The 20,974-nt window shown below is 70.2% G+C and carries 17 protein-coding genes; 8 read left to right on the plus strand and 9 right to left on the minus strand.

Annotation, left to right across the window (positions count from 1 at the left end):
* Positions 1-7: 7 nt before the first annotated feature.
* The 3 genes from ACTWM8_RS01840 to ACTWM8_RS01850 are packed head-to-tail and all read right to left on the minus strand — an operon-like array spanning position 8 to position 2,546.
* A complete protein-coding gene (locus ACTWM8_RS01840; protein ID WP_446212270.1) occupies positions 8-565 on the minus strand; it encodes a hypothetical protein in 558 nt (185 codons plus the stop codon).
* On the minus strand, positions 562-1,404 hold the full coding sequence (locus ACTWM8_RS01845; protein ID WP_446212271.1) for an ABC transporter permease: 843 nt from the start codon (positions 1,402-1,404) through the stop codon (positions 562-564). Before ACTWM8_RS01845 ends, ACTWM8_RS01840 begins: the two co-directional genes overlap by 4 nt.
* The gene (locus ACTWM8_RS01850; protein WP_446212272.1) at positions 1,401-2,546 is read right to left on the minus strand and encodes an ABC transporter ATP-binding protein; all 1,146 of its coding nucleotides are present in this window, start codon (positions 2,544-2,546) and stop codon (positions 1,401-1,403) included. The genes ACTWM8_RS01845 and ACTWM8_RS01850 overlap by 4 nt, the downstream gene beginning before the upstream one ends.
* 9 nt (positions 2,547-2,555) lie before the next feature.
* On the opposite strand from ACTWM8_RS01850, the gene ACTWM8_RS01855 reads away from it, so the two are divergent.
* The 3 genes from ACTWM8_RS01855 to ACTWM8_RS01865 all read left to right on the plus strand — a co-directional run bounded on the left by ACTWM8_RS01855 (position 2,556) and on the right by ACTWM8_RS01865 (position 5,680).
* Positions 2,556-3,233, plus strand: a complete 678-nt coding sequence (locus ACTWM8_RS01855; protein ID WP_446212273.1) for a response regulator transcription factor — start codon at positions 2,556-2,558, stop codon at positions 3,231-3,233.
* Entirely contained in the window at positions 3,133-4,599 is a 1,467-nt protein-coding gene (locus ACTWM8_RS01860; RefSeq protein ID WP_446212274.1) for an ATP-binding protein, read from the plus strand. Before ACTWM8_RS01855 ends, ACTWM8_RS01860 begins: the two co-directional genes overlap by 101 nt.
* A gap of 304 nt (positions 4,600-4,903) precedes the next feature.
* Positions 4,904-5,680, plus strand: a complete 777-nt coding sequence (locus ACTWM8_RS01865) for an AfsR/SARP family transcriptional regulator (RefSeq protein ID WP_446212275.1) — start codon at positions 4,904-4,906, stop codon at positions 5,678-5,680.
* 55 nt (positions 5,681-5,735) lie between these two features.
* On the opposite strand, the gene ACTWM8_RS01870 is transcribed toward ACTWM8_RS01865, so the two are convergent.
* The 3 genes from ACTWM8_RS01870 to ACTWM8_RS01880 all read right to left on the minus strand — a co-directional run bounded on the left by ACTWM8_RS01870 (position 5,736) and on the right by ACTWM8_RS01880 (position 12,690).
* Positions 5,736-8,933 (minus strand): efflux RND transporter permease subunit, encoded by a 3,198-nt coding sequence (locus ACTWM8_RS01870; RefSeq protein WP_446212276.1) that lies wholly within the window; start codon positions 8,931-8,933, stop codon positions 5,736-5,738.
* A 36-nt stretch (positions 8,934-8,969) separates the two neighbouring features.
* Positions 8,970-9,449, minus strand: a complete 480-nt coding sequence (locus ACTWM8_RS01875; protein ID WP_446212277.1) for a hypothetical protein — start codon at positions 9,447-9,449, stop codon at positions 8,970-8,972.
* Positions 9,450-9,513: 64 nt separating this feature from the next.
* Positions 9,514-12,690 (minus strand): efflux RND transporter permease subunit, encoded by a 3,177-nt coding sequence (locus ACTWM8_RS01880; protein ID WP_446212278.1) that lies wholly within the window; start codon positions 12,688-12,690, stop codon positions 9,514-9,516.
* A 337-nt stretch (positions 12,691-13,027) separates the two neighbouring features.
* Between ACTWM8_RS01880 and ACTWM8_RS01885 the strand changes: the two genes are divergently transcribed.
* Complete coding sequence (locus ACTWM8_RS01885) at positions 13,028-14,515, plus strand: AAA family ATPase (RefSeq protein WP_446212279.1); 1,488 nt, start codon at positions 13,028-13,030, stop codon at positions 14,513-14,515.
* Positions 14,516-14,574: 59 nt separating this feature from the next.
* Here ACTWM8_RS01885 and ACTWM8_RS01890 read toward each other — a convergent pair whose 3' ends face one another.
* Entirely contained in the window at positions 14,575-15,051 is a 477-nt protein-coding gene (locus ACTWM8_RS01890; protein WP_446212280.1) for a MarR family winged helix-turn-helix transcriptional regulator, read from the minus strand.
* 63 nt (positions 15,052-15,114) lie between these two features.
* Between ACTWM8_RS01890 and ACTWM8_RS01895 the strand changes: the two genes are divergently transcribed.
* Positions 15,115-15,669 carry a carboxymuconolactone decarboxylase family protein gene (locus ACTWM8_RS01895; protein ID WP_446212281.1) on the plus strand — a complete coding sequence of 185 codons (555 nt, stop codon included), beginning with the start codon at positions 15,115-15,117 and terminating at the stop codon, positions 15,667-15,669.
* Between the two features lie 8 nt (positions 15,670-15,677).
* On the opposite strand, the gene ACTWM8_RS01900 is transcribed toward ACTWM8_RS01895, so the two are convergent.
* Positions 15,678-16,550 (minus strand): alpha/beta fold hydrolase, encoded by an 873-nt coding sequence (locus tag ACTWM8_RS01900; protein WP_446212282.1) that lies wholly within the window; start codon positions 16,548-16,550, stop codon positions 15,678-15,680.
* A gap of 166 nt (positions 16,551-16,716) precedes the next feature.
* Between ACTWM8_RS01900 and ACTWM8_RS01905 the strand changes: the two genes are divergently transcribed.
* Both ACTWM8_RS01905 and mqnP read left to right on the plus strand, forming a co-directional pair.
* Positions 16,717-18,177, plus strand: coding sequence for a menaquinone biosynthesis decarboxylase (locus ACTWM8_RS01905; RefSeq protein WP_210778277.1), 1,461 nt, complete (start codon positions 16,717-16,719; stop codon positions 18,175-18,177).
* Positions 18,177-19,088 (plus strand): menaquinone biosynthesis prenyltransferase MqnP, encoded by a 912-nt coding sequence (gene mqnP, locus ACTWM8_RS01910; RefSeq protein ID WP_446212283.1) that lies wholly within the window; start codon positions 18,177-18,179, stop codon positions 19,086-19,088. Before ACTWM8_RS01905 ends, mqnP begins: the two co-directional genes overlap by 1 nt.
* Before the next feature lie 93 nt (positions 19,089-19,181).
* On the opposite strand, the gene ACTWM8_RS01915 is transcribed toward mqnP, so the two are convergent.
* Positions 19,182-20,138 (minus strand): terpene synthase family protein, encoded by a 957-nt coding sequence (locus ACTWM8_RS01915; protein WP_446212284.1) that lies wholly within the window; start codon positions 20,136-20,138, stop codon positions 19,182-19,184.
* A 162-nt stretch (positions 20,139-20,300) separates the two neighbouring features.
* On the opposite strand from ACTWM8_RS01915, the gene ACTWM8_RS01920 reads away from it, so the two are divergent.
* Positions 20,301-20,930, plus strand: coding sequence for a UbiX family flavin prenyltransferase (locus ACTWM8_RS01920; RefSeq protein WP_446212285.1), 630 nt, complete (start codon positions 20,301-20,303; stop codon positions 20,928-20,930).
* Positions 20,931-20,974: the final 44 nt, after the last annotated feature.

Genomic DNA, 20,974 nt, shown 5'->3' on the forward strand with positions numbered 1-20,974 from the left:
CCCGTCGTCAGGCCGTACCCCGGAGGCGGTACCGGGTGGCTGCGGCCACCAGGCCGAGCAGGACCGGGACGACGATGGCGACCGGCAGCGAGCCCGCTGCGGTCAAGGTCCGCTTTCCGGCCACCGTCACGTGTACCGGCTGGCTCACCACGAGCGGACCGGTGCCCGCGGTGGAGGTGCCGTTGGGCATGAGCACGACGTAGATGTCGAAACTGCCGGTGTTGACGGCCTGGAACTGCCAGGACAGTGACGTGCTACCGCCCGCCGGCACCGGTGCCACCTCCCGGGTCACGTCGGCCGACCAGTCCTCGAGGTCGACGTAGACGCCGTCCAGACTCGCGACGTTGAGGTGCGCCACCAGTCGGTCGGTCGGTGCGCCGCCCGAGTTGACCATGCGGGACTCCACCGTCAACCTCTCGCCCACGACGGTGCTGAGCCGGTTCTGGTCCAACACGATCTCGACGGCGCCGGGCAGTGGCGGTGGAGCAGCCGCCGCCGATGCGGCCAGGCCGAGGGGAGCCGTCAGCGCCAGCAGCACCCCGGCGAACGCGAGCCTCGTCTTCATTCGCCGCTCACCCCTCCATGCAGGCGGACGATCCGGGTGCCGGCGGCAACCAGAACGCCCCCGGCCAGGACAGCCGTGAACAGCGGGGACAGCAGGTAGGACAGATCCCGCGTCCAGTGGTGCCCGGTGACCAGCACCGCCGTCAGGTAGTGCAGCGCCGCGTCGACCGGGTTGAGCCGGACGAGAAGCTCCCCGAACCAGCCCTTCGGCGCCCCGCCGGGCAACTGGGTCGGCGCGAAGAGCGCCAGCAGCAGGAACAGGCTCATCGCGAGGCTGACCTTGTTGGTGCTGGCCACGGCGCTGATCAGCAGACCGAGCGCGGCGAGCGCGACCGCCAGCAGTGTGCCGACGAGCAGGCCGAGCAGTAGCGCCAGCCCCACGACGGACACCCCGCGACCGAGCACCCACAGATAGGGCACGCTCACGATGAAGGTCGCGAGCCAGAGCGACAGCGCGGCCGCCATCTTCCCGAGGACGATGGCACGACGGGAAACCGGGGTGAGCAGCAGACTCTCGAGCGTTCCCCGCTCCCGCTCCCCGGCGATCGCGTCGGCGCTGACGACGAGCGTGACGAGGACGCCGACCGCCACCGCAACCTGCAGGGTGAGGTTCACGGCCTCCCGCTGCTCGAGGAAGTTGAGCACCTGACTGGTTCCGGCAAGGTAGGTCATGACGCTCAGGACGACGCTGAACGCGAACAGCAGTCCGCAGCCGCGCCCGCTCAACCACAGATCGCGGCACTCCTGTTCGGCGACGACGCGCCACCCGGGGCTGTCGCGGCGGACGGTGTCCGCGCTGGCTCCGGCACTCCGGATGCGCCCACTGAGACTCGCCGTCATCGGGCACCTTCCTCGGTCATGGCGAGGAACGCGTCGCTGAGCCGCGCGCCTTCGACCTCGAAGGAAAGGACCGGCACGTCGGCGCTCAGCACCGCCCGGAGGGGTCCGTTCATCCCCGTGTCCGTGCCACCCGGTCGAGCCGCCGCCCCGTCGTCGAGGGAGATCCGGAGGATGTCGGGACGTTCGTCGGCGGGTTCTATCGTCAGACCGGCGAGGTACGCGAGCGCTTCGCGGGCCCGGCCGACCAACTCGACCGGCACCCGCAACTGCGCGTACCGCTGTGCGGCGACAGCGCGCGTGACGTCGCCGACGCTGCCGGAGGTGACGACCCTTCCCTTGTGCAGGATCAGCACGCTCGTACAGACCTCCTCGACCTCGGGAAGCGTATGGGTACTGAGGATGACGGTGGCTCCTCGGCGCACCGCGATGTCCCGGACGATCGCCAGCACCTGGCGCTGCCCGGCGGGGTCGAGCCCGAGCGTCGGTTCGTCGAGAAACACGACGGCGGGATCGTTGACCAGAGCCCGTGCGATACCCAGCCGCTGCCGCATGCCCCGGCTGTACGTCGAGATCCGCGACGAGGCCCGCTCGGCCAGGCCCACCTCCGCCAGCAGCCGTTCGGCGACCCGCGCGGCGTCCGGGCGGGACAGGCCGAACAGCCGCGCGTGATAGCGCAGGTACTCCCTCCCGGTCTGGTGTCCGGGATAACCGGTGCTCTCGGGCAGCACCCCGACCCGCCGCCGAATCTCGTCCGGCCGGGTGCAGGGCACGCCAGCCACCGAGAACTCCCCGCTCGTCGGGGCGAGCACCGTGGTGAGCAGTCGGATCGTCGTCGTCTTACCCGCCCCGTTCCGGCCGAGCAGTCCCACGACCTCGCCTTGTCGTGCCGCGAAGCTCAACCCCTCGACGGCGGTACGGTCCCCGAACCGCTTGGTGAGCCGCACAGCCTCGAGTTGCACGCTGGCCATCGGCGTCTCCCTCTTCCCACTGAGCGTGAGGTGGCGACGTGCCACCCCGCGGTCCGTCCGATCCCGACGGTAGGTCGAATGTACGGCGGGCCGGCTGAAGGCCGGCTGAACGTGGCCACAGCCTGTTGTCCGCGCCGGCCGGCCTTCAGCGGGCAGTAAGCCGGTGGGTGGCACACTCGGAGAGTGCGCATCCTCGTAATCGAGGACGACAAGCACCTCGCCCGGTCGATCAAGCGGGGGTTGGAGGCCGAGGGGTTTGCGGTTGACGTCGCCCTCGACGGCGTCGACGGCCTCTGGCGGGCCAAGGAGGGCGACTACGACGTCGTCGTCCTCGACATCATGCTTCCCGGCAAGAGCGGCTACCAGGTGTGCGCCGAACTGCGCGAGGTCGGGAACTGGACACCGATAATCATGCTCACGGCGAAGGATGGCGAACTCGACGAGGCTGAAGCTCTCGACACGGGAGCCGATGACTACCTGTCCAAGCCGTTCTCCTACCTGGTCCTGCTCGCCCGGATACGGGCGCTGCTGCGCCGGGGCTCGCGGGAGCGCCCGGCCACGCTGAACGTTGGCGACCTGCGGCTCGACCCGGCCGCCCACCGTGCCTGGCGGGGGGAGACGGAGCTGTCACTCACTCCTCGCCAGTTCGCCCTCCTCGAGTTCCTCATGCGGCGCGCGGGCGAGGTGCTGTCCAAGAGCACCATCCTCGACCACGTGTGGGACTTCGCGTTCGACGGCGACCCCAACATCGTCGAGGTCTATGTCCGGCATCTGCGCAAGAAGATCGACGAGCCCTTCGGCCGTACTGCCATCCAGACCATCCGTCTCGTCGGCTACCGGCTGGACCCCGATGGCGGCTGATCGCAACCGGTCCCGGGTACGCCTCACCTCGGTGCGCGCCCGCACCACCATGGCCGCCACCCTCGTCGTCGGTGTCGCTCTCCTGGTCACCGCCGTCAGCCTTGTCGTGTTCCTACGGCGCTCGCTCGTCGAACGCGTCGATGACATCGCGATGGTGCGTGCACACGACGTCGCGACCCTGGCGCGGCAGGGCACGCTGCCCGCGGAACTGGCCGTCGAGGGCAACGACGACGGCAGCATCACTCAGGTCGTGGACGGCACCCGCCGGGTCGTGGCGGCCACTGCCGGGCTGCGCCGGGACCAGTCTCTCGCCCGGTTCCACCCGTCCGGGCCGGGGTCGGAGGTCCGCACAGTCGACGGCCTTCCCTTCGGCGAGGGCGGCAGCTACCGGGTGATGGCGGTGCGGAGCGCGACGCCGGACGGGCCGGTGACCGTCTACGTGGCGGCGAGCCTCTCCCCGGTCGATGACGCGGTGGACGTTCTCCAGGGCGCCCTCGCCACCGGCGCTCCGCTGCTGCTGGCACTCGTCGCGTTCACCACCTGGACGGTTGCGGGTCGCACCCTGCGACCGGTGGACGCCATCCGGGCCGAGGTCGCCGACATCTCCGAACGGTCACTCGGCAGGCACGTTTCCGTGCCACCGACGGACGACGAGATCAGTCGCCTCGCGGACACCATGAACATGATGCTCGACCGGTTGGACGCCGCCGCCGAGCGTCAACGTCGCTTCGTCGCGGACGCCTCGCACGAGCTGCAGACCCCGCTCGCGGCGGCGCGCACCGATCTGGAGGTCGCGCTCGCCCACCCCGACAGCACCAGTTGGAACGACATCGCAGCTGACCTGCTCACAGCGAACCGTCGGATGGAACGACTGGTCCGGGACCTGCTGTTCCTCGCCAGGGCGGACGTCGGCGCCCCTCGCCCCGCAGCCCGTCCGGTCGACCTCGACGACATCGTGCTGTCCGAAGCGGCCCGGATCCGTGGCGGCGGCGCGCTGCGCGTCGACACTGGCGCGGTCTCGGCGGCTGCCGTCGACGGCCGTCCCGACGACCTGACCCGGGCGGTACGCAACGTGTTCGACAACGCCGAGCAGTACGCCTCGTCCCTGGTCAGCGTCGAGCTCTCCAGCGACGACCGCCGCATCACGCTGGTCGTCCACGACGACGGGCCGGGAATACCGCCGGAAGACCGCGAGCGCATCTTCGCGCGATTCACGCGACTCGACGACGACCGGAGCCGGCGAACCGGCGGCACCGGACTGGGTCTGGCCATCGCGCGGGAAATCATCGAGGCGCACCAGGGGTCGATAGTCGTGGAGGACACGCCCAGCGGGGCACGGTTCGTCATCCGCCTGCCCACGCGCTGATCCGTGCTGGAGAAATGTCCGACGCCTGGTGAAATAGCCCTGATTGACCAGCCAATCAGCCTTTCAGCGCCCACCGACGGCCTCAGCATTGACAGTCGAGCTTGGACTCTGTTAATGCTCGTTAAGGTGGTTTACGTCGCATTGACTCCAGCTTGCCAAATTTCCGACGGAGTCTAGTGGAATACGGAGAACATGAATAATCGTCCATTAATCGATTCGGCACAGGAATCGACGGCGTGATCTGAGAACCTGCGCGGCGCGGCGGAGGAGGTGCAGACAGCCTGACGCAGCTGAGGGGGAAGCTGTGGAATTCCGGCTCTTGGGCGAAGTGCAGGCATGGGCGGGGGATCGGCAGCTCGATCTCGGACCACGCCAACAGCGACTTGTGCTGGCGGTGCTCGCGTTGCAGGTGAACCGGCTCGTTTCGGTGGACCTCCTGGTTGACCTGACGTGGCCCGAATCGCCGCCGCACACGGCTCGCCATGCGATCCATGTTCGCGTCTCACAACTGCGCAACATATTGGCGATGGCCGGGGCACATCAGGACGGCGTGAAGATCGCGACCCGGGGGCCCGCGTACGTCCTGCGGGCCGACTCCATGTCGGTGGACGCCCACCGCTTCCGCGCTCTCCTCACCGCCGCTCGTGCCGAGACGGACGACCAGGAGCTCCAGGCTTCACTGTTGCGGCGTGCTCTCGACCTGTGGCAGGGACCCCCGTTGGCCGACGTGATGACGCCCCGGGTGGAAGAGCTGTGCCGGGGGCTGAAGGAAGCGCGGTTGACGGCCGTGGAGGAGTGGCTGAGCGCGGAACTGCGGCTCGGGCGGCACGAGGAGGTCATTGACGATCTCGCGGATCTCGTCGTGCAGCATCCGCACCGACAGCGACTGCTCGCACATCTCATGCTCGCCCTGCACCGCGCCGGCCGCGCCCCCGAAGCGCTGGCGGCTTACCGGCTTGCGCGGAGCCGGCTCGTTGACGAATTCGGACTCGAACCAGGACCGGAGTTGCAGCGGCTGGAACGAGCGATACTTCGCGGCGATCCCGCGCTCGACCTTCCGCCGGAGCGGCCCGCGACGTGACGTCGCCTCCGGCGTGAAGGGCGAATTTGTGATGGCAGGGAGGAGAGTCCGTCCATCAGGCGTGGGACCGACCGAGCCGCCAGGCGGCGAGCCACCGGCGCGTTGCAAGAGCAGGTCCCCGGCGGGAGGACGGATCGATGTGCCGGCCGAAGCGCAGGTAGAGGGAGGGCAGGACGAACAGGTTCAGCAGCGTCGAGGTGACCAGGCCACCCAGAATCACGACCGCCATCGGGTGTTCTATCTCGTGACCAGGCAGGCTGCCCTCGATGGCCAGGGGAACGAGGGCGAGCCCGGTCGCCAACGAGGTCATGAGGATCGGCGAGAGACGCTCCTTCGCGCCACGGAGGACGAGGTTACGACCGAGGCTTTCCCCTTCCTCCCGCTCCAGATACTGGAAATGGTTGATCATGAGAATGCCGTTGCGCGCGGCGATGCCCAGCACGGTGAAGAATCCCACGAGCGAGCCGAGCGAGAGGATGCCGCCACCGACGTATGCCGCGAGGATCCCGCCCACCATGGCCATGGGCAGCGTGAGGAGGACGAGGAACGACAGCCGCCAGCTGTTGAAGGCGGTGGTCAGCAGGAAGAGGATCCCGATCACCGCGACGCCGGCGAAGAGCCGCAGCCGGTCCTGGGCGCTCGTCGCCTCCTGGTACTCACCGAGCAGTTGTGGGTGGTAGCCGGGCGGGAAGTCCACCGTTGCCAAGCGGCGCTCAACCTCGGCCGCGACGTCGCCCAAGGCCTTCCCCGCGGCCACGTTGGCGCCCACATTGATGTACCGAGATCCGTTTTCCCGCAGGATCTGGTTGGGCGTGGGCACCATCTTGACCTCGGCCAGCTCACCCACGGGGACCTTGCTCCCGTCCGCCGCGTCCATCAGGAGGTTGCCGACGCTCTCGATGCTGTACCGCGCACTCGGCACGCTCCACACGTGCACCTCGGTGTTCTTGCCGTTCCGCCAGATGTCGCCCGCCTCCTCGCTGGCGATGAACGTGGCCGCCGTTCGGCGTACGTCACCGGGCTTGATCCCGTACCGTGCCGCCTTGGCCAGGTCGACCTGGACATCCACCTGAGGAACCTGGGTCTGCAGCGTCACGTGTTCGTCGATGATGCCGTCGATCCCGGCGATGAGATCCTTGACCTCGTCGGCCTTGGCGCGAAGCACGTCGAGGTCGTCGCCGACGATGCGGACGATGATGGCGTCGCTGGAGCCGGTGAGCACCTCCTTCGTGCGCTCCTTCAGGTAGGTCTGCACATCGCGCTGCAGGCCGGGATAGCCGTCGACCACCCGCTGCACGGCGTCATGGGTCTTGTCGTAGTCGACCTTCGGGTCGATGCTGATCCAGTTTTCGGTGAAGTTCAGGCCGACGACCTCGTCGGCCAACGTGCCCTGTCCGATGTGGGCGCCGAAGTTCCGGACCCCGGGGATCGCCCTCAGTTCCCTGCTGACCTGTTCCGTGATGCGGACACTCTCCTCACGCGAGGTGCCGGGCTGGGTCACCCAGTGCATCAGGAAGTCCCGCTCCTTGAACGCGGGGAACAGGTTCTGCCCCAGCATCGGTACCACCATGACGCCGCCCGCCAGGACGACCACGACGGTTGCGTAGGCGACGGCGGGACGCGGGATGATGCGGGCCAGCATCGCGGTGTAGCCGCGCTGGAGCCAGCGCACCAGCGGCGATTCCCGCCGCTCGATCGGTGACCGGGCCAGCAGCATCAGGGCGAGTGCCGGGATCACCGTCAGGGCCACCAGCAGCGAGGCCAGGATGGCCAGCCCGTAGGCGAACGCCATGGGCCGGAAGAACGAGCCGGTGAGCCCGGTGAGCAGGAAGATCGGGACCGTGCTGACCAGGATGATCATCGTGGCCTGGACGATGGGACCACGGACCTCCACCGACGCGTCGAGGATGATGGCGGCGGACGACTTCGCGCTGCCCGCTCGTCGATGTTGGCGGATGCGGCGGACGATGTTCTCGACATCGATGATGGCGTCGTCGACGAGCACGCCGAGGGCGATCACCAGCCCGGCCAGGATCATCGTATTTATGGTGGCCCCGGTCCAGTGCAGGACGAGTCCCGCCGCGACGAGGGAGAGCGGGATCGAGATGGCGCTGATCAGCGCGACCCGCCACTCGAAGAGGAAGAGCACCAGGATCAGGACCACCAGGATGAATCCGATGACCATCGCCCGACCGAGGTTCTCGACCGAGGTCTCGATGAAGGTGGCCGGCCGGAATATCTCGGTATCGACGTCGAGGCCCTGCATGCCCGGCGCCATCTCCTTCAGCGCGGCCTCGACCCCGCGGGTCACCTCGAGGGTGTTGCCCCAGGGCAGCTTCTCGACGATGAGCATGAGGCCGGGGCCGTCATTGATGACCGCGTCCCCCGTGAGCAGGGACGGCGGCATGATGTCGTCGGTGATGTAGGCGATGTCCTTCAGGTAGACCGGCTTGGCGCCCTTCGGCACCTCGATGGGGATCTCGGCCAGTTGCTGCCCGGTCAGGGCGGGCAGTTGGTGCTGCACCTGGAGCCGCTGGTTGGCGGTGTCGACCCACCCGCCGGTGCCGATCTCGAACCCGCCGTTGAACTTCAACTGGCCCACGTCCACCGCGTCTCCGGCGGCCTCCATGACCTGGGCCAGCGTGACGTTGTGCTGCTTCATGAGCTCGGGATCGACGAGGGCCTGCTTGACGTGCCACCGATCGCCCCAGATGGCCACGTTCGCCACCCCGGGTACGCGCATCAGGCGGGGCCGGACCGTCCAGTAGGCCTGCAGCGCCATGTCGACGTGGGCGGCGTCGGACTTGTCCGCCTGGGATATCCCGATCTTCATGACCCGGCTGGTCGACGACAGCGGTTGGATCATGAAGGGGGAGTTGGCCCAGCGCGGCAGTCTGGGAGTGATGGCGGTGAGGCGCTCCTGGATCAGCAGGCGGGCCGCCATCAGGTCGGTCCCGGGCTTGAAGATCAGGACAATCGAGGAGAGCTGGGAGACCGACTTGGAGCGCATCACGTCCAGGCCCTCGATCCCGGTGAGCCCCTGCTCCAGCGGGACGGAGACAAGCTCCTCGACGTCCTGCGCGGACAGTCCGATGCAGATTGTCTGTATCTCCACCCGGGGCGGCGCGAACTCGGGGAACGCGTCGACGGGCATGTCGCGAATCTGCAGGACGCCGAAGAACATCAACATCGAGGCCCCGACAACCACGAGGAACCGGAGCTTCAGACTCGTTCCAATGATCCAACGCATCATGGTGTGGGGTCCCTACCCTCGTAGCGACTGGATGGACTACTTGCCGACCCCGAGCTCGGCGCCCCAGAGTTCGATCACGCCTGTCGTCACGATCGAGGTCCCCGCCGGCGGTGCCTGCGCAAGGAACGCGTCGGTCCCGCGTGCCCCGCCCACGGTCGCCACCACGACCTTCTCCCGGACGTAGGTCAACGGCTGAGGAACCGTGTAGACCCAGGCCACGCCGTTCGGGTCGTAGAGCACTGCCGAGTACGGCACGACGGTCGCCGGCGTGCCTGCCGACGGGCTCGGCCCGACCGGCGACGGGGTCGGCCCGACCGGCGGTGCGGTCTGCACCGCGCCGATCGTGACCGTCGCGATGCCCACCCGGCGCGCCGCCTGCTCGGTCAGCGTCACCTTCTTGACGTCCTTGCCCGGGATCGCCTCGACCCTGGCCGGGCTCTCCTTGTGGCCACCGGAGGTGTTCGAGGCGGGCGTCGTGCAGGCCGCCAAGCCCAGCGTGATCAGGATCGCTGCCATCCACCGACCACCGTGTCGCATGTGGTCGCCTCCTTGTCTGTGCATGGGACTCTCCTGGTTCCGATCAGGCCGGAGCCGGGCTTGAAGGGGTTTCCCTGCCCGCCGCTCCGGGTTCTGGCCTGGGTGCGGGTATCGATCCGGCCCGAGGCCCCGACCCGGCCGCCGATGGAGACCGGACGGCGAACCGCAGATACAGCACGGGCAGGACGAGCAGGTTCAGCAGCGCGGTCGTGACCAGGCCACCAAGGATGATCAGGGCGAGCGGGCTCACGATCTCGAGGCCGGAGACGCTGCCGTAGATCGCCATGGGAAGCAGAGCCAGCCCCGCCGCCAGGAGGCCCGTCACGGCCGGGATGAACTGCTGCCGTGACCCGCGCTCGACCAGCTCGGCACCGGGCGGGTGGCCTTCCTCTTCCAGCCGCTGGTACCGCATGATCTGCAGCGTGCCGCCCCGAACGGCCATGGCCAGCACGGTGAGCAGCCCCAGCAGCGCGACCACCGAGACGGCCGACCGGTCGATGGCCGCCAGCAGCAGCCCGCCCGCCAGTGCGGTCGGCAGGAGCAGGAAGTACAGCAACGCCACCCGCCAGCTACCGAAGCCGGCCTGCAGCAGGAAGAAGATCAGGATCACGGCGCCGATCACGAAGGTCCACACCCGGAGGTCTCTGCTGGCCCGTGCCTGCCCCTCGCCGAGCACCTCCAGATGGTGCTCACGGGGGAAGGTCACCTGCGCGAGCCGGTCCTTGACCTCGCTCGTGACGGCACCCAGACCACGCCCGCGCACGTTCGCGACGACGTCCATGCTGCGGGAGACCTGGTCGTGTGTGATGACCTCCGGCTTCGCCACGATCCTCACGTCGGCGACATCAGCCAGGCGCACCTGGGTCGGGCCGCCGCCCGGGCCGCCGCCCGGCGCGTCGATCAGAAGGTTCTGGATGGTGGACATGTTCTGGCGCACCGCGGGGACGCCCCACACGACGACCTCGAACACCTTCTGGTCGTCGAAGAGGTTGCCCGCGACCGTGGACGAAACGAGGGTGGCGGCCGCCCGGCGCACGTCGCCCGGCTTGAGGCCGTACTTCGCGGCCTTGGCGACGGAGACCTCGATCTCCACCGTCGGCGCGACCTCTGCGGTCCGTAGCCGTGGCTCGGTGACGCCGTCGACGGCGGCGATGATGCCGAGGACCTCCTGGGCCTTCTCATTGAGAACCGCATAGTCGTTCCCGTAGATGCGCACGATGAGGTCCTCCGTCGCGCCGCGGGTCACCACCTCCCGGATCCGCTTGTCCGAGTAGGTGATCACGTCGCTCTGCACCCCGGGATAGCCGTCCACCACCTGCTGCACGGCGGCCAGGGTCCGGCCGTAGTCGGCCCCCGGATCGACGCTGAGCCACACCTCGCCCGAGTTCATGTTGACGACCTGGTCCGACGCCAGCGCCCGCCCGGTGTGGGCGCCGACGTTGCGTACGCCCTGGACGGCCCGCAGTTCGGCACTGAGCGCACCCGTGATCCGGTTCATCTCCGGTCGGGACGTGCCGGGCGGCGCCTCCCAGGTGATCAGCAGGTCCCGCTCCTGAAGCGTCGGCGACAGCGGCCGCGCACCGAGGAACGGCAGCGCGGCCAGGCCCGCCACCACGAGGAGGCCGACCAGGGCATAGGACCAGACGGGCCGGCGGAGCAGCCGGGGCAGCAGCCCACCGTACGCCCGCTCCAACGCTCGGGCGAGCGGCGACGGACCGTGCTGCAGTGACGACCGGGAGAGCAGGAGCGTGGCCAGCACGGGGGCGACCGTCAGCGCGACCACCAGCGAGACCACCGTGGCGGCCAGGAAGCCCTGGGCGACCGGGGTGAGGAACGCGCCGCGCACCCCGTCGAGGATGAAGAGGGGCACGACCGAGATCGCGGCGATCAGGGCGGCGACCAGGAGCGGGCCGCGTACGTCGAGGATGGCTCCCCGGATGGTGTCGGAGAGGGGCTCGTCGGAGCCATCGTCGCGGCGCTGCCGCAGCCGTTGCCGGACGTTGTCGACGGCGATCACCGCGTCGTCCACGACGATGGCGAGGGCCATCACCAGCCCCGCCAGGGACAACATGTTGAGGGGTACGTCGAACCAGGACAGCACGAGCACGGTAACCGCCACGGAGGCTGCGATGGTCACGAGACTGACCAGCGCGGTGCGCCAGCTGAACAGGAAGGCACCGAGCACCAGCAGCAGGAGGATGGCGCCGAGGATCAGCGTCGTGGTCAGGTTCTCGACCATCTTCTCGATGAAGGTGGCCGGCCGATACACCGTCGTGTCGATCTGGACGTTCGGCATGGCGGGTCGCAGCTCGTCGAGTGCCGCCTCCACGTCCCGGGTCACGTCCGCGACCTTGGCGCCCGGGAACCTCTCCACCACGAGCATGAGGCTCGGGGCGTCCTTGACGACCGCGTCGCCGATGAGGAGCTGGTGGTCCTCCACGATCTGGGTGACGTCACCCAGCAGCACCCCGCGGTCCTCGGCGCCCTGAATGGTGACCTTGCCGAGATCCGCGGCGGTCTTGATCGGCTGGTTGTGCTGGATCTCGATCCGCTGGTTGGCCGTGTCGATGAAACCGCCCAGCCCGGGCGTCGAGGCCTCCACGAAGGTCAGCGGCGAAACCCAGAGCGCGTTGGCCGACGTGCGCAGAACCTGGTCCAGCGTGACGCCGTTCTGCATCAGCTTGGCGGGATCGACCTGCACCTGCAGCTGCCGGTCGCGGAACCCCCAGATGGCCACGTTCGCCACACCGGGGACGCTCAGCAGGCGGGGCGCGATCGTCCAGCGGGACAGCAGCGACATGTCGATCAGTGAGCGATCCTGGGACGACAGACCGATCATCATGAGGCGACCGGTCGACGAGAGGGGCTGCACCACCAGCGGCGGCCTCGACGCGGCGGCCGGCAGCATGGCGACCATGGTCAGCCGCTCCTGCACGACCTGCCTGGCCCGGATCGGGTCGGTGCCCGGCTCGAACGTCATCTCCATCGACGACAGGCCCGGTAGCGTGCGGGACTCGAGCTTGGCCAGCCACGGGATCCCGTTGAAGAACTCGTTCTCCATCGGGTTGGTGATCAGATTCTCCACCTCCTCGGCGGAGAGCCCGAGTGCCTCGACCTGCACGTCCACCCGCACCGGCCCGAACTCCGGCAGGGCCTCGACCGAGGTGTTGCGAATCTGAACGAAGCCGACGGCCATCAGGGCGACGGCGATGGCGAGCACCAGCCGTTGATATGTGACGCTTGACCCGACGATCCACCGCATCATGGCCCGGGACCTCCCAGTTGGAGATTCGTCAGTTGCCAACCAGATCCCAAGAATCGCGCCGGTCGCTCACGGTCCGCTCATACCGCGCTCACATACGCTGCTGTTCGGGCAGCTCGCGGCGAGCCGCTCCGGGCCGATGGCCGCCCACCGCTCCCGTAGCCGGTCGAAAGACGGCCGCCGTAAGGAGACCTGGGCGTTCATCTCCTGGGTGCGCTACGCCGGCCACCTGCCCGCCGCGCAAAATGTAGGACTACACTTCTAAGAACTGTAGTTCTACGAAATGCGGTGCCCGATGACCGAGCTGCCGAAGCCCGCAGAGATCTTCGACCGGGATGTCGAATGGGCCGAACTGGCGCGCTTCGCTGCCGACGAGCGCCCCGGCGCGACCCTCGGTGTGGTCAGTGGCCGACGCCGGCAGGGCAAGACTCTGCTGCTGTACGAGCTTGCCCGGGCCGGCGCAGGCTTCTACTTCGGTGCCACCGAGGCCACCGGGACGGAGTCGCTCCGACGCCTCGGTGAGGCGCTCGGGGCTTACGCGGGCGCACCTGGTCCGGTCGCTCTGGCGGACTGGCCCGCCGCCGTCGATGCCCTGCTCGCCCTGGGGCGCGACCGCCCGGTGACGGTGGTCATCGACGAGTTCCCGTACCTGGTGCGGGCTTCGCGGGACCTGCCGTCGATCATCCAGCACGCGCTCACTCCGGGACGGCCTGAGCGTACGGGGTCGCGGACCCGCCTGCTGCTCTGTGGGTCCGCCCTGTCCTTCATGGGCGGGCTGCTCGCCGGCTCGGCGCCGTTGCGCGGGCGCGCCGGGCTGGAGTTGCCGGTACAGCCGCTGGACTACCGGGCCGCCGCCACCTTCTGGGGGATAAGTGACCCGCTGCTGGCGGCCAGGGTGTTCTCGATCGTCGGTGGCACACCCGCCTATCGACGGGAGTACGTCCAGGACGACGCCCCGACGGGGCTCGACGACTTCGACGACTGGGTCGTCAGGGCGGTCCTCAACCCGGCGCGGCCGCTGTTCCGCGAGGCCCGGTACCTGCTCGCGGAGGACCCCGACCTGCGGGATGTCGCGCTCTACCACTCCGTGCTCGCGGCGGTGGCCGAGGGAAACGCCAGTCGGGGCGGAATCGCCGGCTACATCGGGCGGAAGGCCAACGATCTGCAACATCCGCTCACTGTGCTCGAGGACGCGGGTCTGCTGGTGCGGGAGCCGGATCCGCTGCGGAGCGGGCGCAGCAGTTACCGGATCACGGAACCGCTCATCACCTTCTACCAGGCCGTCATGCGACCCACCTGGACGGCGCTGGAGCAGCGCCGCGGGGCGGACGTCTGGCGCAGGTCGCAGCGCCGGTACGCGAGCGCGGTGCTGGGCCCCCGGTTCGAGGAGATCGTCCGGCAGTGGTCCGTGCGGTTCGCCGACCCGGACCTCCTCGGTGGTGTGGTCGCCGAGGCCAGCGCCGCCACCGTCACCGACCCGTCCAGCCGTACCAGTCATCAGCTCGATCTCGTCGCACTCGGCGAGCCACCGCCGGGGGACGGGCCGCGGCCGCTGCTTGCCATCGGTGAGGTGAAGTGGGGTCGACGGTTGGGCGTTCCAGACCTGGATCGACTTGCGCGACTGCGGGAACTGATGCTCCGGCGGCCGGGCTTCGACGCGACCGGTTCGCGGCTTCTGCTCGCCAGTGCTGAGGGCTTCACCGACGACCTGGCCCGGGCGGCGTCCGCCCGTCCGGATGTCGTCCTGGTGGACCCCGGCGTTCTCTACGCCGCTGACCACTGAGGTTGCCGGCCTGCGGCATCGGATGATCGTCCACGGCTCACGGCGAGGTGGTGGGTGGGTCAGCCGCCGAACCAGCCGGGGACGTCGAGGCGGAAGAAGTTCGGCTGGGCCACCCGGTGCAGGTCGTCCTCCATCGTGGCGACCCGCTCCTCGCCGAGGGTGGCCGCCCAGCGCTCGCGCAGCGCGTCGAAGACGACCGCCGACCGGCGCAGCCCGTCAATCCCCCGCTCGGTCATCCGCACCAGCTTGCGCCGGGCGTCGGCGGGGTCGTCGGCGCGTTCCAGGTAGCCGAGCGCGACCAGCCGGTCGACGGTCTTGCCGGCCGCCTGCTTGGAGACGCCGAGGCGCTGGCCCAGCTCGCCGGCGGTGGTGCCGTCGACGCCGACGGCCTGGAGGACGAAGCCGTGCAGCGGCCGCAGGTCCGGATGCCCCTGTCGGGCCAGCTCGGCGTGCAGGTCGTCGATGAGGGTACGGAAGCCGGCCAGCAGCAGCAGGGGCAGCACGAAGCCGGGACGGTCCGATTCAGGCGTTGTCATGTTCGACAACCCCGTTTACTATTTGGTCAACCACGTTGACGATCGTACCCGAGGGGTTCCGCCATGTCCGTCTTCACCGCCCACACTCCCGAGACCGGGCCCGCCACCGCCCGGCCCACCATGGCCGGCGTGCAGCGCCGGCTCGGTCACCTCCCCGAGGCCGTCGCCCGGATGGCCGAGTCACCCGAGCTCCTCAAGGGCTTCCTCACCGCCAACGCCACCTTCGAGTCCACCGATCTCGACCCGGTCGAGCGGGAGGTCGTCGTGCTGACCGTCGCCACCCGCAACGAGTGCCACGTCTGCGTGGCGATGCACACCGCCACCCTCACCCGGCACGGCGTCGACCCGGCGCTGACCGCCGCGCTGCGGGCCGGCGCGCCGCTGGCCGACCCGAGGCTGGAGGCGCTGCGCCGGTTCACCGTCGCCGTCCTCGACCACCGGGGCGCGGTGCCGCAGGGCGAGCTGGACGCGTTCCTCGCCGCCGGCTGGCGCCCCCGGCACGCCCTGGACGTGGTGCTCGGCGTCGGCACGTACACGATCTCCACCTTCGCCAACCGGCTCACCGGCGCGCCGCTCGACCCGCCGCTGGCCGCGTACGCCTGGGAGCCGGCCGCCTGACCGTGGGCTCAGCCGCGCAGGAACGGCAGTACCAGGGCGGCCATCTCCGCCGGCCGCTCCTCGAAGAGCCAGTGGCCGCAGTCCTCGACCACCTCGGCGGTGACCGCGTCGGCGTAGCGGCGTGCCTGGTCGCCAACCTGCTCGCCGAGGCTGGCCCGGGCACCGACGGCGAGCACCGGCATGGGCAGCTTCGTCGCCCGGTACGCCGCGTTGTCCGCGATGTCCTGCCCGAACGCACGGAAGTACGCGAAGCTGGCCCGCAGGTGGGCCGGTTCGCGCAGGTGCCCGGCGTACTCCTCGATGTCCTCCGGCCCGAGGCTGCCCTTGTTCACCATGATCGAGTCGGTGAAGCGGTCCACCCAGAGCGCCTCGCGGCCGGCGGCCAGCTGCTCCGGCAGCCCATTGGTGACGTTGAAGAAGCCGAAGTTCCACACCGCCGGCCCGGCGGTGCTGAGCGCGGGGAACGCGTAGATGCTCTCGTCCGGGATCGGCGCCTCGGTCAGCACCAGCCGGGACACCTCGTCGGGATGGGCCGCGGCGTAGGCGTAGGCGACCATGGTGCCCAGGTCGTGGCCGACCAGCCGGACGTCGCCGGTCAGGCCGAGTCCCGTCAGCAACCCGTGCAGGTCGGCGGCGAGGGTCTTCTTGTCGTACCCGTCGAGCGGGGCGTCACTGTCGCCGAAGCCGCGCAGGTCGGGCGCCACCACCTCGTACGAGCGCTCCAGCTCGGGCAGCAGGTGACGCCACATGCGCCAGCACTGCGGATAGCCGTGCAGCAGCACCAGGGTGGGTCCGCTGCCGCCGCGCACGTAGTTCACCGTCACGTCGCCGACCTGCGCCCGCTGCTCGGTGAATCCCGCCGGAACCCGTCCGTCGCCCATCCTCGCTCCCCGTCTCGACCAGCGGCTCGACTACCCGGCCGACCGCCGACCATGCCGGCGGGACGCCTCGGCGTGGGCGCTCCGCCAGCGCAGCCGTGGGGAGACGCACACCGGCCGGGCCGACCCGGCGTGGGCGGGGCGTCCCGGGGTGCGGGAGACTGGCGGCATGGCGGCTCGTGGCTTCCCGTACACCGATCTCAAGGACTTCCTCGCGGCGCTGGAGCGCGCGGGTGAGCTGCGGCGGGTGAGCGTCCCGGTCGACCCGACGCTGGAGATCAGCGAGGTGGTCACCCGGACCGTCCGGGCGGGCGGCCCGGCGCTGCTCTTCGAGCGGCCCACCCGGGGCGAGATGCCGGTGGCGATCAACCTCTTCGGCACCGAGAAGCGGATGGCGATGGCGCTCGGCGTCGAGTCGCTGGACGAGATCGGCGACCGGATCGGCGCGCTGGTCAAGCCGGAGCTGCCGGTCGGCTGGTCCGGCATCCGCGAGGGCCTGGGCAAGGTCATGCAGCTCAAGTCGGTGCCGCCGCGCAAGGTGAAGACCGCGCCCTGCCAGCAGGTGGTCTACCGCGGCGACGACGTGGACCTGAACCGGCTGCCCGGTCTCCAGGTCTGGCCCGGCGACGGCGGGATCTTCCACAACTACGGGCTGACCCACACCAAGCACCCGGAGACCGGCAAGCGCAACCTCGGGCTCTACCGTCTCCAGCAGCACAGCCGCAACACGCTGGGCATGCACTGGCAGATCCACAAGGACTCCACCGCGCACCACGCCGTCGCCGAGCGGCTCGGGCAGCGGCTGCCGGTGGCCGTCGCCATCGGCTGCGACCCGGTGGTCAGCTACGCGGCGAGCGCCCCGCTCCCCGGCGACATCGACGAGTACCTGTTCGCCGGCTTCCTGCGCGGCGAGCGGGTCGAGATGGTCGACTGCCTCACCGTGCCGTTGCAGGTGCCCGCGCACGCCCAGATCGTGCTGGAGGGCTACCTGGAGCCCGGCGAGCGGCTGCCCGAGGGGCCGTTCGGCGACCACACCGGCTTCTACACCCCGGTCGAGCCGTTCCCGGTGCTGCACATCGAGGCGATGACCATGCAGCGCGACCCGGTCTACCACTCGATCGTCACCTCCAAGCCGCCGCAGGAGGACCACGGCCTGGGCAAGGCCACCGAGCGGATCTTCCAGCCGCTGCTCAAGCTGCTGATCCCGGACATCGTCGACTACGACCTGCCGGCCGCCGGGGTGTTCCACAACTGCGCGATCGTGTCGATCCGTAAGCGCTACCCGAAGCACGCGCAGAAGGTGATGAACGCGATCTGGGGCGCGCACCTGATGTCGCTGACCAAGCTGATCGTGATCGTCGACGAGGACTGCGACGTGCACGACTACAACGAGGTCGCCTTCCGCGCCTTCGGCAACGTCGACTACGCCCGCGACCTGCTGCTCACCGAGGGCCCGGTGGACCACCTCGACCACTCGTCGTACCAGCAGTTCTGGGGCGGCAAGGCCGGCGTCGACGCGACCCGCAAGCTGCCCGCCGAGGGCTACACCCGGGGCTGGCCGGAGGAGATGACCATGTCGCCGGAGGTCGCCTCCCTGGTCGACAAGCGCTGGAAGGAATACGGGATCTGATGGCGGTGCTCGACGCGCCGGCCGAGAAGCCGGGCCGGATCAAGTCGTTCCTCAAGCTCGTCGCGATCGAGCACTCGGTCTTCGCGCTGCCCTTCGCGTACCTGTCGGCGCTGACCGCGATGCGGGTCGACGGCGGCCGGGTGCGCTGGCTCGACCTGCTGCTGATCACCGTGGCGATGGTCGGGGCGCGGACGTTCGCGATGGCCGCCAACCGCATCCTCGACCGGCGGATCGACGCCCGGAACCCGCGTACCGCGAACCGGGAACTGGTCACCGGGGCGGTGAGCGTGCGCACGGCCTGGACCGGCGCGGCCGTCGCGCTGGTGGTCTTCCTGGCCGCCGCGTCGCTGCTCAACCCGCTCTGCCTGGTGCTCGCGCCGCTCGCGGTGATCCCGCTGGTCGTCTACCCCTACGGCAAGCGGTTCACCAACTGGCCGCACGCCATCCTGGCGATCGCCCAGGCGGTCGGCCCGGTCGGCGCCTGGCTCGCGGTCACCGGCACCCTGGACGGCTCCTGGCCGGCCTGGCTGCTCGGCGCGGCGGTGGGGCTCTGGATCGGCGGCTTCGACCTGATCTACGCCTGCCAGGACGCCGACGTCGACCGGGAGATCGGCGTGCACAGCGTCCCGGCCCGGTACGGCCTGCGCTTCGCGCTGCACGCCTCCACCGTCGCGCACGTGGTCACCTTCGCGCTGTTCATCTGGTTCGGCGCGCTGGTCGGCTTCGGCTGGCTGTGGTGGATCGGCCTGGCGTTCACCGCCCTCGCCTTCGGCTACCAGCACGTGGTGGTCAGCCCCACCGACCTGAGCAAGGTCAATCGGGCGTTCTTCACCGCGAACGGCTTCGTCGGCATCGCCCTCTTCCTCTTCGCCCTGCTCGACCTCACCATCCGCCTCCACCTCCACCCCTGACCGACCCCACCCCGCCCAAGGTCTGCGCACTTTCCCGGAAAGAGTGGCCATTTCCCGCGCGGAGGCCACTCTTTCCGGGAAAGTGCGGCCGGGTCAGGGGGTGGGGTAGCGGGCGCTGTCCAGGGTCCAGTCGACGGTGCCGCGGACGGCGTTGGCGACGCCGGCGAGGTGGGTGGTGACGGCCGGGTCGAGGGCGGGGCCGAACGACGGCACGTCGGCGCGGAGCGCGACGAAGTGGTCCATCGCCGCCCGCCAGCGCTCGGCGATCAGGTCCACGGCGGTGTCCAGCGGCACCCCCCGCTCGCCGGCCACCGCCAGCACCAGGTTGTGCCCGCCCGAGGTGGCCCGGTCCCGCTCCAGCGAGGCGAGGTCGTTGTACCAGGAGAGCAGGTCGTTGCCGAGCTCGCCGATCCGGCGCAGCGCCGGGTGGTGGTAGACCGGGTCGGGCAACGGCCGCCCGGTGGCGAACTCGATCAGCGGGTACGAGACGTACGCCGCCGACGTCGCCCGGCGCAGCTCCACGTACTCGGCCACCGAGGGGCGCCGCCCGAGGTCCTTGGCGACCGACTCCCGCCACGTGCCGTCCAGGTGGTCGGCGACCGCGTCGGCGAAGCGCAGCCGCCAGCGGGCCGGCATCCGGCGCCGGGGCACCCGCCAGGCGTCGACCAGCAGCCGGCGCAGCGGCCCGCCGAACCCGGGATGCCGCCGGCGTGGGCCGTCCCGCAGCAGGCTCAACGCCCCGGCCCGCAGCGCCCTGATCTGCTCCGGCGCGAGCCGGTCCGGCCCGTCGCAGGCGTCGTCGACCAGGAAGAACCAGGTGAACAGGGCGGCCAGGGTACGCAGGTCCGGCTCGGTGGCGTCCGGGTAGAGCCGGCCCGCGTACCGGGCGAAGCCGGCCCGGTCCAGCCGCTCCCGGGCGGTCCCGTCCAGCGGTACGCCCAGCCGGGGCAGCCGGTCGAGCAGCCACTCCTGCACCGGGTCCGCGTACGGCGAGAGCCGGGGCGGGATCGGGCACCCGGCCCGCAGCGACCGGAGCACCTCCTCGACCATGGCTCGATCCCTTCCCGTGCGGCGTGGGCCGCCGACGGCAGCATGGCAGGTCCGCCGCGCCCCCGCCGTCCCGGCGCACAGCGGGGTACCCCGGCGACACGCAGCGCAGCGGTCGGGGGGTCGCCGGGCGGGGTGCGGCGTCGACCAGGCAGGCTGGACGACATGCGCGAACCATGGGTGGTCGGGGTCTCCGGCGCGTCCGGCACCCCGTACGCGGCGGCGGTCGTCAACGGGCTGCTCGACGCCGGCGAGCCGGTGGACCTGATCGTCTCCCGGGCCGCCCGGCTGACCGTGCTCGACGAGACCGGCCGCCCGTTCCGGGACGGCCACTGGGCCGAGGACCTGGCCGCCTGGCTGGGCCGGGACCTCGCCGACGCCGACGTGCGGCACTGGCCGGCCGGCGACATCGCCGCCGGCCCCAGCAGCGGCTCCTACCGGGTACGCGGGATGGCGGTGGTGCCGGCGAGCACGGCCGCCTGCGCCGGCATCGCCATCGGGCTCTCCAAGGACCTGTTGCAGCGCGCGGCCGAGGTCAACCTCAAGGAGCGCCGGCCGGTGGTGGTGGTGCCCCGGGAGACGCCGGTGACCCGCAGCCACCTGGAACACCTGATCGCGCTGCACGACGGCGGGGCGGTGGTGCTGCCGGCCAGTCCGGGCTTCTACGGCTCCGGCGCCTCGGCCACCGCACAGCAGCTGGTCGACTTCGTGGCCGGCAAGGTGCTGGACGCGCTGGGCGTGCCGCACACGTTGTTCCGGCGGTGGTCGGGGCAGTTGGCCGCCGACCGGTCGTAGCGAAGCGGAAGCTCACCTCAGACGGGCGCGGACCGGACCTGTCG

It is taken from the genome of Micromonospora sp. IBSANI012, assembly GCF_052814045.1.